Origin of the sequence: Streptomyces sp. NPDC056987, assembly GCF_042673865.1 — a bacterium.
GTDB lineage: Bacteria > Actinomycetota > Actinomycetes > Streptomycetales > Streptomycetaceae > Streptomyces.
Genome location: NZ_JBHURV010000051.1, coordinates 58,091 through 71,240, shown reverse-complemented (window position 1 = coordinate 71,240; position 13,150 = coordinate 58,091). Strand labels below are relative to the sequence as shown.

The 13,150-nt window shown below is 71.8% G+C and carries 10 protein-coding genes and 2 pseudogenes; 6 read left to right on the top strand and 6 right to left on the bottom strand.

Going from position 1 to position 13,150, the window contains the following annotated elements:
• Window positions 1–127: 127 nt before the first annotated feature.
• Complete coding sequence (locus ACFTZC_RS37465; protein ID WP_382897963.1) at window positions 128–283, bottom strand: VenA family class IV lanthipeptide; 156 nt, start codon at window positions 281–283, stop codon at window positions 128–130.
• A gap of 10 nt (window positions 284–293) precedes the next feature.
• Window positions 294–3,014, bottom strand: a complete 2,721-nt coding sequence (gene lanL / locus ACFTZC_RS37460) for a class IV lanthionine synthetase LanL (protein WP_382897961.1) — start codon at window positions 3,012–3,014, stop codon at window positions 294–296.
• A gap of 290 nt (window positions 3,015–3,304) precedes the next feature.
• Here lanL and ACFTZC_RS37455 point away from each other — a divergent pair, with 290 nt between their 5' ends.
• Entirely contained in the window at window positions 3,305–4,576 is a 1,272-nt protein-coding gene (locus tag ACFTZC_RS37455) for an MFS transporter (protein ID WP_382897959.1), read from the top strand.
• Here the strand turns inward: ACFTZC_RS37455 and ACFTZC_RS37450 are convergent.
• Window positions 4,548–5,168 (bottom strand): TetR/AcrR family transcriptional regulator, encoded by a 621-nt coding sequence (locus ACFTZC_RS37450; RefSeq protein ID WP_382897956.1) that lies wholly within the window; start codon window positions 5,166–5,168, stop codon window positions 4,548–4,550. The genes ACFTZC_RS37455 and ACFTZC_RS37450 overlap by 29 nt on opposite strands.
• 141 nt (window positions 5,169–5,309) lie before the next feature.
• Here ACFTZC_RS37450 and ACFTZC_RS37445 point away from each other — a divergent pair, with 141 nt between their 5' ends.
• Window positions 5,310–7,502 carry a 2Fe-2S iron-sulfur cluster-binding protein gene (locus tag ACFTZC_RS37445; RefSeq protein ID WP_382897971.1) on the top strand — a complete coding sequence of 731 codons (2,193 nt, stop codon included), beginning with the start codon at window positions 5,310–5,312 and terminating at the stop codon, window positions 7,500–7,502.
• Here the strand turns inward: ACFTZC_RS37445 and ACFTZC_RS37440 are convergent.
• A complete protein-coding gene (locus tag ACFTZC_RS37440; RefSeq protein WP_382897954.1) occupies window positions 7,439–8,413 on the bottom strand; it encodes a LysR family transcriptional regulator in 975 nt (324 codons plus the stop codon). The genes ACFTZC_RS37445 and ACFTZC_RS37440 overlap by 64 nt on opposite strands.
• Window positions 8,414–8,532: 119 nt before the next feature.
• Between ACFTZC_RS37440 and ACFTZC_RS37435 the strand changes: the two are divergent.
• From ACFTZC_RS37435 to ACFTZC_RS37425, 3 genes and pseudogenes are all read left to right on the top strand, one after another.
• Window positions 8,533–9,198 (top strand): annotated as a pseudogene (locus ACFTZC_RS37435) (inositol monophosphatase family protein); the annotation flags it as partial.
• A gap of 240 nt (window positions 9,199–9,438) precedes the next feature.
• Window positions 9,439–9,585 (top strand): annotated as a pseudogene (locus tag ACFTZC_RS37430) (3'(2'),5'-bisphosphate nucleotidase CysQ); the annotation flags it as partial.
• 58 nt (window positions 9,586–9,643) lie between these two features.
• A complete protein-coding gene (locus ACFTZC_RS37425; RefSeq protein ID WP_382897951.1) occupies window positions 9,644–10,291 on the top strand; it encodes an NADPH-dependent F420 reductase in 648 nt (215 codons plus the stop codon).
• A gap of 35 nt (window positions 10,292–10,326) precedes the next feature.
• Here ACFTZC_RS37425 and ACFTZC_RS37420 read toward each other — a convergent pair whose 3' ends face one another.
• Entirely contained in the window at window positions 10,327–10,656 is a 330-nt protein-coding gene (locus ACFTZC_RS37420; RefSeq protein ID WP_382897948.1) for an antibiotic biosynthesis monooxygenase family protein, read from the bottom strand.
• 152 nt (window positions 10,657–10,808) lie between these two features.
• On the opposite strand from ACFTZC_RS37420, the gene ACFTZC_RS37415 reads away from it, so the two are divergent.
• Window positions 10,809–11,657: a phosphotransferase gene (locus ACFTZC_RS37415; protein WP_382897945.1), complete on the top strand. Its 849-nt coding sequence runs from the start codon at window positions 10,809–10,811 to the stop codon at window positions 11,655–11,657.
• A gap of 112 nt (window positions 11,658–11,769) precedes the next feature.
• Here ACFTZC_RS37415 and ACFTZC_RS37410 read toward each other — a convergent pair whose 3' ends face one another.
• Window positions 11,770–12,960 carry an alginate lyase family protein gene (locus tag ACFTZC_RS37410; RefSeq protein WP_382897943.1) on the bottom strand — a complete coding sequence of 397 codons (1,191 nt, stop codon included), beginning with the start codon at window positions 12,958–12,960 and terminating at the stop codon, window positions 11,770–11,772.
• Window positions 12,961–13,150: the final 190 nt, after the last annotated feature.

Sequence of the window (13,150 nt, the reverse complement as noted above, 5' to 3'; positions counted from 1 at the left end):
CATCAGTGGGGTGTGCCGCCTGGGGTTGTGGACACCCCCGGGTTGTCGGGCCGTTCCAACCCGCCGGGGCCCCGGGCGGGGGGGGGCCCGGGCCCCCCCCCCGGCCGGATGGTTGGTGCTGCCCGTACTAGGCGCAGCTGATGCCGATACAGATCGTGTTGAGCAGCGTCAGGAGGCCGACGCACTCACACGTCGCGCCGAACGCCACTCCGTCGGCACCGACCGGGTCGGTCTCCGGCAGGGCGTGGAGCTGGGCGAGCAGTTCGAGGTCCTGGTTCTCCATGACTTTCTCCTTATCTCAGAGGTGGCGGCAGACTTCCTGCCGCTCGGACCGGCAGCTGGACCGTCCAGTGCCGGGGATCGGTGTGACGGGCCCGCAGGAGGAAGGCCAGGATTCCGGCGGACCCGTCGCTCCAGCCGGCCGAGACCTCCCCGTACTCGTTGGGGAAGACCACGTGGCCGCGGCGTTGGGTCCGTTCGGTGACGATGAGGCGGGCCAGCTCGTCGGCCATGGCGCGGTAGGCGGGATCGCCGGTGGCGTCGGCCATGTCGAGCAGGAAGTCACCGTTGCCCGCCAGCCCGTGGCACTGGGTGAGGGCCGCGCGGGAGGCGCGTTCGGTGACGGCCAGGGTGCCGCGCCGGGCGAGGTCGACGAACCGGTCGTCACCGGTGACCTGCCACAGCCGGACGAGGAAGGCGCCGATGCCCGCCGCGCCGTGGCACCAGTACGGGGCTGTCGGCACATCCGCGGTCTGGGCGGGCCACTGGGCCGCCTCGCCGACGCGTACGGCGTGGGCCAGCAGGTGCTCGCCGACCTCCACCGCCAGCTCCCGGTGCGCGGGGCGCCGCGTGACGACCGCGGCGGAGAGGAGGAAGCAGCCGATGCCGGCCGCCCCGTGGGCGAAGCCGAGGTACCGCTTGCCGGCCTCCGCGGAAACGGCCTCCGCGGAATCGGCTTGCGCGGGGACCGCCCAGCTCACCCCGGACGGTTCGCGCCATGCGGCGGAGGCCAGCCGGTCGGCCGCGTCGGCGGCCAGTTCGGCGAAGCGCGGGTCACCGGTGCGGTGCCACAGGTGGAGGGCGGCCATTCCACTGCCCGCGGTGCCATGGGTGATGTCGTGGTGGGGCGTGGACTGCTGCGGTGCCAGCGCCAGCGCCAGCGCGTGGTCCATGAGCCGCCGGTCGTCGACGGCGCGTCCGGCGTCGTACAGCGCCCAGGCGGTTCCGCGGCCGCCGAAGTGCAGACCGGGGCGGGTGGAACGGGTGTCGGAGCGGTCCGCGATCCAGTGGCCCGCGGTGGAGATCAGCTCGGGCAGGCGGGGGTCGCCGGTGAGTTCGCCGTACCGCGTCAGTACCGCCAGGACACCGGCCGCGCCTTGCTGCACGGTGCAGGGGTCGGTCTCCCCGGACAGGGTGGACACGGGCCAGAGCCGCCGGTCGTCTGCCGGGGTCATCGACGCGACGAGGTGGTCCACGATCCCGGCCACCGCGTCGTACGGGGCGTACGGCTCGTCCCGCCGTGCCGGGCGGGCGGCGGAGCGGGAGCCGGACCGTACCGGGTCCGCCGTCCGGAGAGCCGCGCGGGCCCGCGCCGGGCACCAGCGCTCGACGGGATCGTCCTTCATCAGCCCGAGGATCATCTCCGTCACGCCGTCGGGCAGTTGAAGGGGCCGGGCGCAGGCGGCCAGCCAGGCGGCGAGCCGCTCCTCGGCGGGTCTGGTCTCCGGCTCCTCGGGCAGCAGGTTCGGTACTTTCCCGGCCAGGATGAAACATGCGGTGGCGCCGAGGCTGTAGTAGTCGGCCGTCGCGGAGACGGGGGCGTCGGCCAGGCGTTCGGGGGCGCTGAAACCGGGGGTGCCCACCCGGGTCGGCAGGGGGGAGTCGTCCTCCAGGACGGCGAGTTCCAGGTCGATGAGGCGCAGTTCGCCGTCCGGGGTGACCATGACATTGCCGGGGGTGAGGTCCCGCAGGACACAGCCGTGGGCGTGGGCCGCGGCGACCAGGTCCACCAGACGTGTGACCATGGCCGCCGCGTCGACGCGGTAGCGCTCGCCTCCGGTGTCGCGGAAGTGCTCGGCGACCCACGTGCGCAGGCTGACACCCGGGACCTCGCTCTGCGCCAGGAACAGATGCCGGCCGTGCTCGAAGAGCGCCAGCGCCTCCGGCGCCAGCCCCGTGCCCTTGAGCTTCTCCAGCGTCCGGGCCTCGGCCCGCAGCCAGTCGCGGACGTCGCGGCCGGAGGCGTCGGCCTCCACGTGCGGCCGCGTCTCCTTGATCACGACGGGGGCGCCGGTGCGGACGTCCGTACCCCGGTACACGCCCCCCTTGTTGGTGTGCCGGATCGCCTCCCGTACGGCGAAACGGCCGCCCAGCAGCACCGGACCGCTCGCCGTGCCCGCCGCACGCGACGGGGCGGGCACCGCGGTGGGAAACGGGGAGACCGCCCAGGGCGGCGGAGAATACCGGCCGGTGCGCTTGTCCTCCACGGGATTGCCGTCGGGGTCCTCGATGAACCACACCAGCAGGCCCTCGTCCGACAGCCGCCGCCGCCCGACGAAGGAGCCGTAGCGGTAGTGCACCAGGCTGTACGGGGCATACGGCTGGTCGGACAGGATCCGGGGGCCGGCCAGCCCGGCGGTGGCCCGGTGCAACTCCTGGGCGAGCCGGGCCGCGTCGGCGTCGGAGCACGGATAGACGGTGATGAACTTGCCCGAGCTTCCCCGGGGCGTGGCACGGGAGTTGAGCGCACTCACCTGGTCGACCGACCGGGCGAACTTGAACGCCGACTCGTCCCGCAGCAGTACGTCCAATGCCTTCGCGAGGACCGCCGGCGCGGAGGCGGTCGTCGCCGACACATGCAGTTTCCAGCCCTGTTCCCGCCGGTTGCCCGACCGCGGGGCGGCCCGGCACCACATCTCGTCCGTGTCGGTGGTCCAGCGCGCGCCCGTACCCGTGGCGTGCAGCGCGTGACGGAGAAGGCTTTCCAGCTCGGCTTGGGTTGCGTGGCTCGTCATGAGTGTCCCTCTCAACGGTGAGAACCGCTGGCTCGGAACGTGCCCATGTCACATCAGTGGACAACACACGCCCGGTCGGTATCACTTGAATCAGCGAGCGTGCGTGTTGTTCTCCCGCCGGGCGGCGCCGCCCGGCGCGGGAGGGGCGCACGGACACCCGCACCCCGGGGACACAACCATCAGTTGTGCTCGACGGCTCCGCGGTTGTTTGATCCCGGGCCGCAAGGCTCGCTTTGATGCTCCTGCACCGCGGATCGGTGGTGCGGTGCGAGCGGCGAGGGGCGTCAGGCATGAGGAGCGGGCACCGGCCGGGAGACCGGTCCGGACACCGGCTGGGGCGGCGGTTCGGATGGCTCTGGGGGGCGTACGGGACCAGCGCGCTCGGCACCTGGCTCGCCTTCGGCGCGTTCCCGCTGATCGCCATCGAGGTACTGGACGCCGGCCCCGCCGAGGTCGCCGCCCTCTCCTCCGTGGGGGCCGCGGTGGGCGCGGCCGTGGCGGTGCCGCTCGGCCCGTGGGTGGAGTTCCGCCGCAAGCGGCCGGTGCTGATCGCGATGGACCTGGTGCGGTGCGCCGCGCTGCTGACGATCCCCGCCGCGTACGCGCTCGGCGTGCTCAGCTTCCTTCAGCTCCTGCTGGTCTCGGTCGTCGTCGCGGCGGCCGACATCACCTTCCGTGCCGCCTCGGGCGCGTACCTGAAGACGCTGCTGCCGGCCGAGGACCTGCTCGTCGCCAACGCCCGGTTCGAGTCCACGGCCTGGACCACCACGATCATCGGACCACCGCTGGGCGGCGCGGCGATCGGGCTCCTCGGCCCGTTGGCGACGGTGGTGGCCGACGCGGTCAGCTACCTGCTCTCGGCCCTGGGCATCCGCGCGATCGGCGGGCACGAACCGCGGCCCGAGCGCCGGGAGGCCGCGCGCATGCGGGCCGGGGACCTGCTCGACGGCTGGCGGTACATCCTCGCCGACGCGACGCTGCGCCCGCTGTTCCTCAACACCGCCGTGTTCAACGGCCTGGTGATGGCCGCCCAGCCGCTGCTGGCCGTCCTGATGCTCGGCGACCTCGGGTTCACACCCTGGCAGTACGGTCTCGCCTTCGCGGCGCCCTCGATCGGCGGGCTGCTCGGTTCGTGGCTGGCCCGTCCGCTCGTCACCCGGTTCGGACAGCACCAGGTCCTCGTCGTGGCCGGGGCGCTGCGCGCGGTCTGGCCCCTCGGCCTGGCCTTCGTGGGACCGGGCACCGGAGGCCTGCTGCTGGTGATCGGCGTCGAGCTCGGACTCATCTTCTGCTGCGGGCTCTTCAACCCCGTCTGCGCCACCTACCGCCTCGAACGCACCGCGACCGACCGGGCCGCCCGCACCCTGTCCGCCTGGGCGGTGACGACCAAGGCCACGACCGCGCTCCTGACCGCCCTCTGGGGCGTCCTGGGCACCCTGCTCGGCCCGCGTACGGCCATCGGCCTGGCCGGCGTCCTCCTCCTGGCGACCCCGCTGCTGCTTCCCCGCCGCACCGCGGCGCGCCCCCGCGCGGCTACTGATCGCCGCGCAGATAACGCGTGACCATGTCCACCAGTTCGTTCTCGAACGTCTCGACCGGGACCTTCCGCGGGTCGGCCATGAGCCGGTGCGTATTCAACTCCACCGTGAACACGATCAACTCGGCCGCGGTGTCGAGGTCTTGTACGCGGACGTCCGGATGCCGGGAGAGAAGGTCGCGGACCTGCTCGTTGCGTTTCTTTCCGTGCCGGTCGACGGTGTCGATGAGTTCCTGGGAGAGCGACGCCTCCTCGATCATGATCCGCAGCAGCTGCGGATCGTCGCGGTGGTTGTCGATCGCGTCGCGGACCAGCGCCCGCACCGTCGTCTCCAGGCTTCCGGCGGACAGATCGAGCTGGTCGGCCTGTGTCCACACGCCGCGGTCGATGTGCCGTACCAGCAACTCGCCCAGGATGGCGTCCTTGTTCGGGTAGTACTGGTACAGCGAACCGATGGAAATACGGGCGTGTTCGGCGATGCGGTTGGTGGTGCCGGCGGCGTAGCCGTACTCGGCGAAAACGTGAGCAGCGGCGGTGAGGATGCGCTCGCGGGTGAGCTCGGCACGCACCTGGCGGGGCTTGCGACGTGGCTGAAGCCGGCGGTCGGCTGACGGCATGGGGGAGGCCTCCTCGGGCGTGAAAAGCGAGTAGCCAGAGAGCTGAGCTATTACTCACAATACTGCCATGAACTGCGAAAACATTGCCGCGCCCGATGCGGGTGGCGCCCCGTGAAGGAACCTTCCCGGCCGAGCGGAACTCTGACGAACCAGGCACACCGGCCCGACACCCCGCGCCGGCTGACGACGGTGGACGAGGTCGAGGCGGTCATCGGCCGCCCGGCGTCGGTGGTCATGCTCAAACAGATCAGCGGACTCGACGAGGGCTGCCGGACCGTCCTCGCCCGGTGCCCTCTTGCGGCCTTCGGCCACCGGGACGCCGACGGCACCGCCAGGACGACCTTCATCGGCGGCACACCGGGGTTCGCCCGCGTCCACTCGCCCACGCGGATCTCGTTCTCCCTGCCCGGGCCCGCCGATCCGTACGGCCCCGTCTCGCTCTTCTTCCTCCTGCCGGGCGTCGGGGAAATCCTCCGCGTCAACGGCTCGGTGACCGCGCGGAAGGGCGCGGAGACGACCGTCGGCATCGAGGAGGCGTACGTGCACTGCGCGCAGGCCGTCCTCCGGTCCCGCCTGTGGCAGCCGCCCGCCCCGGCTGCCCCGGCCACCACGGAGCTCGCGGGAGACGGGCCCCTGTGCGGCCCCGGCGTCGCCGAGTTCCTGGCCACGGCACCGTTCCTCGCCCTGTCCACCTGGGACTCCTCCGGCGGCAGCGATACGAGTCCGCGCGGCGACCGGCAGGCGGTGGCACGGATCCTGGACGGCCGTACGCTCGTCATCCCGGACCGCAAGGGCAACAAGCGCGCCGACACCCTCCACAATCTGCTGCGGGACGACCGGCTCTCCCTCGCCGCGCTCGTCCCCGGGCGCAGCGGTGTGCTGCACGTCCGCGGCCGTGGCGCGATCACCGACGATCCCGCGCTGCTGGAGACGATGGCGCTGCGCGGGCTGCCCCCGCACCTGGCGCTGCTCATCGACGTCGAGCACGCCGAGCTGACCGGCAACGACGCCGTGGCGCGCGCACGGCTGTGGACTCCGGGAGCGCACCTCGACCCCGCCACGGCCCCGGACCTGATGGCCATGGCGGGAGAACACCTCGCCGCCAACGCGTCGAGAGCCGCGGGCGGCCCACCCGCCTTCCTGCTCAAGGCCATCGGGGCGGTCCCGGGGATCGACCGGTTGCTGCGTCTGGTGATGAACCGCGCCTACCGCTCCGGACTGCGCAAGGAGGGGTACGAGGACACCGGGACCGGCACGGGCGTCCGGCGCCGTGGCCTCCTGCGCCGGCGGCGGCCCGCCGGCGCCGGCGCGACGGAGACCTCCTTGCGGGAGGTGCGCGTCGCCGAGGTGCGCCGGGAGACACCGGGTGCGGTCACCCTCGTACTGGAGGACGCCGACGGGAAGCCGCGGCCGTTCGCGTTCCGGCCCGGCCAGTTCTTCACGCTCGTCGCCGACATCGACGGCCGCCCGGTGCGGCGGGCCTACTCCGCCTCGTCGGCGCCCGGGGCGTCCCGGCTGGAGGTCACCGTCAAGCACGTCGCGGGCGGCCGGTTCTCCACCCACGCGCGCCAGGGGCTGCGCGCGGGGGACCGCCTCGCGGTGCGCGGCCCGTCGGGGTCCTTCCATGCCGGACCGCGGCCCCCGGGCGAGACCGTGCTCATCGCGGCGGGCAGCGGTGTGACGCCCATGATGAGCATGATCCGTACGCGGCTCGCCGTCCGTCCGGGCCGCGACCGGATCGCGCTGCTCTACAGCAGCCGTAGCGCGGAGGAGATCATCTTCGCCGACGAGCTGACCCGGCTGGCGAAGGACCGACCCGACCGGCTGTCGGTCACCCACGTCCTGACCCGCGAGGAGGGCCGGCTCGACGCGGCCGGTGTGCGCCGTTGGGTCACCGGCCTGTCGCCGTCCCCGGAGGCCCACTACTTCGTCTGTGGTCCCGAACCGCTGATGGACGCCGTCCAAGGCGTCCTGGCCGGGCTCGGGGTCCCGGACGAGGCGGTGCACCACGAGCGTTACGCCGGCGGGGCGGACACCGGGACCGCGACGACCGTGCCGCGGCGGATGACCGTCGAGCAGGACGGGGAACCGGTCGGCGCGGTGGTGGTCGAGCCGGGGCAGACGCTCCTCGACGCGGGACTCGCCGCGGGGCTGCCGATGCCGCACTCCTGCACGGTGGGGAACTGCGGCGACTGCAGGGTGCGGCTGCGCGGCGGAAAGGTCGCGCAGAACGAGCCGAACTGCCTGACACCACAACAGAAAGCCGATGGCTACGTGCTGACGTGCGTGGGCTGCCCGCTGTCGGAGGTCACCCTCGACATCGCGGACCCGTGACCGCCGTCCGGTGGTACGAACAGTGCCTGGACGGTGCCGGTCGCGAGGTCGCGCAGCCAGGTGTGGGCGCGGTCGTCGTCGTAGCGCTGGTGCCACAGCAGGTACAGCGGGACATCGGGCATCCGGAAGGGCAGCGGCAGCGTGATCAGGCCGAGCCGGTCCCGGACCGGGCGGGTCACCGCGTCGGGAAGGGTGACCACCAGGTCGGTGTCGAGGGCGAGTTGCAGCGCGAAGGCCGTGGTGGGCGCGGCAGCGGCGACATGGCGTTCGTGGCCGAGCGCCGTCAGCGCGTCATCGACCGAGTCGCTCAGGTGGCCGCGCCGCGAGACGGTGAGGTGTTCTGCGGCCGCATAGCGCTCGACGTCGAGCGGGCCCTCGGCGAGCGGGTGGCCGGGACGGACGGCGACGGCGAGCCGGTCCCTGCCGACCAGACGGTGGCGGATGTCGGGCAGCGCCGGCCGTCCGGCACTGGATTCGAGGTCGACCTCACCCCGGCGCAACTCGGGCGTGTCCGTGCCCGGTTCCGCGGTCAGCCGTAGCTGGACGCCGGGGGCCTGCCGGCGAACGGCGGTGATGAGGGCCGTACCGCAGGCGGCGGTCAGGGCGTCGTGCCAGCGCACGGTGAACGCCCGCTCCAGAACCGCCAGGTCGAGTTCCGGTTGCGCGGACAGAAGGTGGTGGGCCTGCTGCACGAGGGAGTGGACCTGGGCGTGCATGGCCAGCGCGCGGGTGGTGGGGACCATGCTGCGGCCGGTGCGGACCAGGATCTGGTCACCGGTGGCCTTGCGGAGGCGGCCCAGGGTGCGGCTCATCGCCGGTGCGGTGACGTGGAGGCGGGCCGCGGCGCCGCCGACACTGCCCTCTTCGAGCAGCGCGTCCAGGGCCGTGAGCAGGTTCAGATCCAGTTGCATGGGAGTAACTCTACAAGTGAATGGCATGCACTTGTTGTTCATCATCGGGTGGCCTACCTTCGGAGTGCGGGCGCGGGACGAGCCGGCCCCGCGTCGACCAACCTCCCAGGGAGCCCGCCATGAGCACAGCCATGCCGTTCGACGCCGACCCGACGCTCCTTTCCGAGGTGACCGCCGCGGTGCGGACCGCCGGCCTGACGCTGCGCGACCGCTACACCCCGCACGCCCGGGGCGTGAGCCTGAACGAGGTGGTCGACGAGATCCACGCCAATGACGACGCGGTGCTGGACGTGCTGCGGGAACCGCTGTTGCGGGCCCGGCGAGGATCACGGTGGGCCGAGGACGAGCTGGCCGGCGGCGCGCTCCCGCCGGGGGAGTGGTGGGTCGTCGATCCCGCCGAGGGCAACATCAACCATGTCCACGGAATGCCGGACTGGGCCGTCACCGCCACCCTGGTCCGCGACAACCGGCCGGTACTCACCGTCGTCCACCTGCCGCTGACCGGCGACACCTACACCGCGGTCGCCGGCGACGGTGCCCGCCTCAACGGCCGTCCGCTGACGGTGTCCGCCAGGACCGACCTGGGCGCCACGCTCGTCGGCACCGGCCAGGCCAGGCCCGGTGAGGACGAGCGCACCCTCCGGCGGATCGGCGAGTCGGTCACCGCCCTGCTGAAGGGCGGGCTCGTCGTGCGTGTGTCCGTTCCCGCCACGATGCAGCTGATCCACGTCGCCGCCGGGCGCATGGACGCGTTCTGGCAGTTCTCCGACGTCCGCTCGGGCCTGGGCCGTGTTTGAGAAGTCCCGCCTGCCCGGCGACGCCTGGCACGCACACTCGCTGCGTTGTCGGAGTCGCCCGAGTACGTCCAGGCCATCGAGAGCGCCGATCCTCCGCCTTGCGATTGCGCTCGGCGTCCACAGGACGAATCAATGTGCCGAGACGGAGCGAGCGGAGCGAGTGCAGTGCACCAGACGCCGCCGGGCCCGCCCTTCGGGCGGCCGGCGCTACTTCTCAAACACGGCCCGGCCGTCGGCGCCCTGCTGGTCTCCGAGGCCGGGGGCACCGTCACCGACCTGGCGGGCGATCCCTGGACCACGGCCTGCCGTGACTTCCTGGCCGCCGCCCCCGGCCTCCACACCGCCGCCCTCGAAGCCCTGTCACCGATCGTCTGACCGCGAGGCGGTCCGCGTTCCCGAACGTCCCGTCCGACACCGTAAGGAGCACCACCTCATGACCAGCATCGGCATCCTGGGCACCGGCCGCGTCGGCGCCGGCCTCGCCGGCAAGTTCGCCGCTACCGGACACCCCGTCATCCTCGGCAGCCGGAACCCGAAGGAGGAGAACGCGGCGCCCGCCGGAGGCATCGACCCCGGGGTCTCCGTCGCCGACCAGCGTACGGTCGCCCGTACCGCGGATGTCGTGATCAACGCGACGCCCGGAGACAGCGCCCTGGACCGCCTCACCGGCCTGCGCACCGAACTCGCCGGAAAGATCCTCGTCGACGTCTCCAACGCCACCCGAGCGACCGACGACGGCCTGCCCGGCGACCTGTGCTACCCCGGCAGCAGCCTCGCCGAGCGACTCCAGGCCGCCCTCCCCGACACCCGTGTGGTCAAGACCCTCAACACCATGTTGTTCACGGTCATGACCGCCCCCGAAACACTGGCCACCCCGCCCACCGTCTACGTCTCGGGCAATGACGGACCCGCGAAGCGGGCCGTCACCGGGCTGCTCGGCGACCTGGGCTGGCAGCCCGGATGGATCGAGGACCTCGGCGACATCACCACCGCCCGCGCCACCGAGGCCATGATCCTGGTGGTTCCCCCCGTCCTGCGCCGACACGGTTTCCGGCCCTTCGCCGTCTCCCTCGCCCGCTGACCCAGGTCGCCCGGCCCCAGCCCTGGCCCCGGGTGCTACGCGTCCTTCGGCGCCGCCTGCTGCACGACCTCGAAGGACCACAGGGTGGACCCGCTCGCGGCCGGCTTCGGACGTTCACCGCTGTCCGCGCCACCACCCTGGTGAGCCGCCTTCATGGGGCCCTCCATCCAGGCCTGGAAGGACGCCTCGTCCCGCCACCGTGTGTAGACGAGGTACTGGTCGGTGCCTTCGACGGGGCGGAGGAGTTCGAACCACTCGAATCCGTCGGAGTTCTCGACGGCGTGGGCACGGGAGGCGAAGCGCTTCTCCAGCGTCTCGCGCTGCTCGGAGGGGACGGTCAGTACGTTGATCTTGACTACGCTCATGGACCCCATCCTGCCGTACGACGGGCGGGAGACGAGGAGCGGCTCGTGCGTGCCGGCGAGAACACGGTTCCGCCATCGGCGACTTGGTATGGTGCGTGGGCTCACCGCTGGGGGAGCGGTGACAGTGCTCACAGGAGAGGGGCCGCGCGACGATGCAGGCGTCAGAGGCCTCACGTGCGGCGGCCGCGGCCAGGTCGACCGCCGCGTCGCTCGGCCTGACCGTCGACGACGTGATCGTCCTCCATGACTCGAACAAGCTCACGCTGCGCCTGCTGCCGTGTGATGTCGTGGCCCGGGTGGCACCCGCGGCGGACCAGGTCGCGCGGTTCGAGGTCGAGCTCGCTCAGCGGCTCGCCGTATCCGGGTGTCCGGTGGCCGCTCTCGATCCCCGGGTGGAACCACGCGTCCACGAGCGTGACGGTTTCATGGTCACCCTGTGGACCCACTACGAATCCGTGGCCCGCGAGATCTCACCGGCCGACTACGCCCACGCGCTTGAGCGGCTGCACGCCGGCATGCGCGGACTCGACGTCCCGGCGCCGCACTTCACGGACCGGGTCGAGCAGGCTCAGCGACTCGTGGCCGACCGCGACCGCACTCCGGCGCTCGCCGATGCGGACCGGGAGCTGCTCGGCGACACACTGCGTAACCTCGGACGAGCGATCGGCGAACGCGGCGGCGCCGAGCAGTTGCTGCACGGCGAGCCGCACCCGGGCAACGTACTCAACACACGGAACGGCCCGCTGTTCATAGACTTCGAGACATGCTGCCGTGGGCCCGTCGAGTTCGACCTCGCCCATGCCCCCGAAGAAGTCGGCGCGCACTACCCGGGTGTCGATCATGACCTGCTGCGCGAGTGCCGGATCCTCGTGCTGGCGATGGTCACCACCTGGCGCTGGGACCGGGGAGACCAATTCCCCGACGGGCGCCGGCTGGGCACGGAGTGGCTCGCCCAGATCCGGGCCGCACTCGATCGCAACGGCTCCGGCCCTCGCGGCTGATCGCCCGACCCGGATGTTCTCCGGACGCCGGGACGGCCTCCGTCCGACCGGTGCGTGCCGGCGAGCCGCACCGATCAGGACGAAGGCCGTGACCAAGGCCGTGACCAACAGGTCAGTTGGGGTTGCTCGCGTGCGTGAGCGTCGTCCAGGCGTTGAAGTAGTTGTCCGTGCCGGACGGCCGGTGTGACTCGGTGTACTTCTGGGTGTTGGACATGGCGATGCCGAGGCGGTTGTTGAGGGCGTTGAAACCGACCTCCGTAACCCGTCCGAGCCCGGTGCTCACGGAGCCGCCGCACAGCCAGGACGGCACGGCGGTGCCGTTCTCGTACGACGTGTGGAAGCCCAGCGACTGGCGCAGCCGCTCCTGGATCTTCGGGTAGAGGTCCTGGCCCTGGATACGGCCGGTCTCCGCGATGTCCGCGATCGAGGCGATGCCCCAGCCCGTGTGGCCGAAGTCGCGGCAGGTCTCCTGCGAGAGGCCGTCGGTGAAGGTGCTCTGCCCCTGCCAGTACTTGATGATCTCGGCGCTGGTGTCGATGCTGCTGCCCGCCGGCGGGTGGGGCAGATCGCCGTCACCGTTCACATAGACGTACGCCGGGACCCGGGCGAGGTAGGTGGCGACCGCCTTGTCGTAGGCGGCACGGTCCTCGATGAAGACCGAGATGCCGATCGCCGCCTCGGTCATGACCAGTTCCCAGTTTCCGTTCTTGGTCGCCGCGCCGTTGATCACCTCGGGCAGGTACACGTTCCGCAGCATGGTGGCGAAGCGGTTGGCGTTGGGCCAGCCGCCGTCGTACGTGTACTTGATGATCTCGGCGGCGCGCGGCCACGTCGACCCGGACCAGCCGCTCTGCAGTGGCGCGTTGCTGTTGGTGTGATCCGTGATGGTCGCGGACCAGGCGTCCATGATCTCGATCGACTTCTTCGCGTACCGGCTGTCCCGGGTGAAATACCAGGCGAGCGCGTCGGTGTAGGCCGCGATGGCGTCCTGACGCTCGTCGGTGCAACCGTAGTTGGGGTTGGACGACGAGCCGCACTCGACGACGGCCCGCGGCTTGGCGGTACGCGACAGCGAGGCGTACGAACTGGCCATCATGCCGTCGTACGCGGCCTTCCAGGGCTGCTGGCCGGCCTGCACCTTGGTCCGGGCGAAGTCGAGCTGGGCCCGGCTCACCAGCACACCGGGGTGGGTGAAGGTGGCGGGCGCGGCCGTCGCCCCCGGGGCGGGGCCGGTGAGTTGGAGGCTCAGCAGTCCGGCCAGCAGGGCGAGAACGCTGAGCAGTGCGGTTCTGGTTCGTGTCATTCGACGATCCCTCGATTCACGAATGAGAACACAGTTCCTCAATACGGACGAGCTGGTCCGGACCATAAAGAAGGTTCGTGGACATGTCAATGCATGGCGCAACTATTCGGAGAGAAGACGGATGTGGACAGGCGGACACGCAGACGGGCGGACAGTGAGCGACGGACCGGCCCCGGGAGGGCGCTCATAC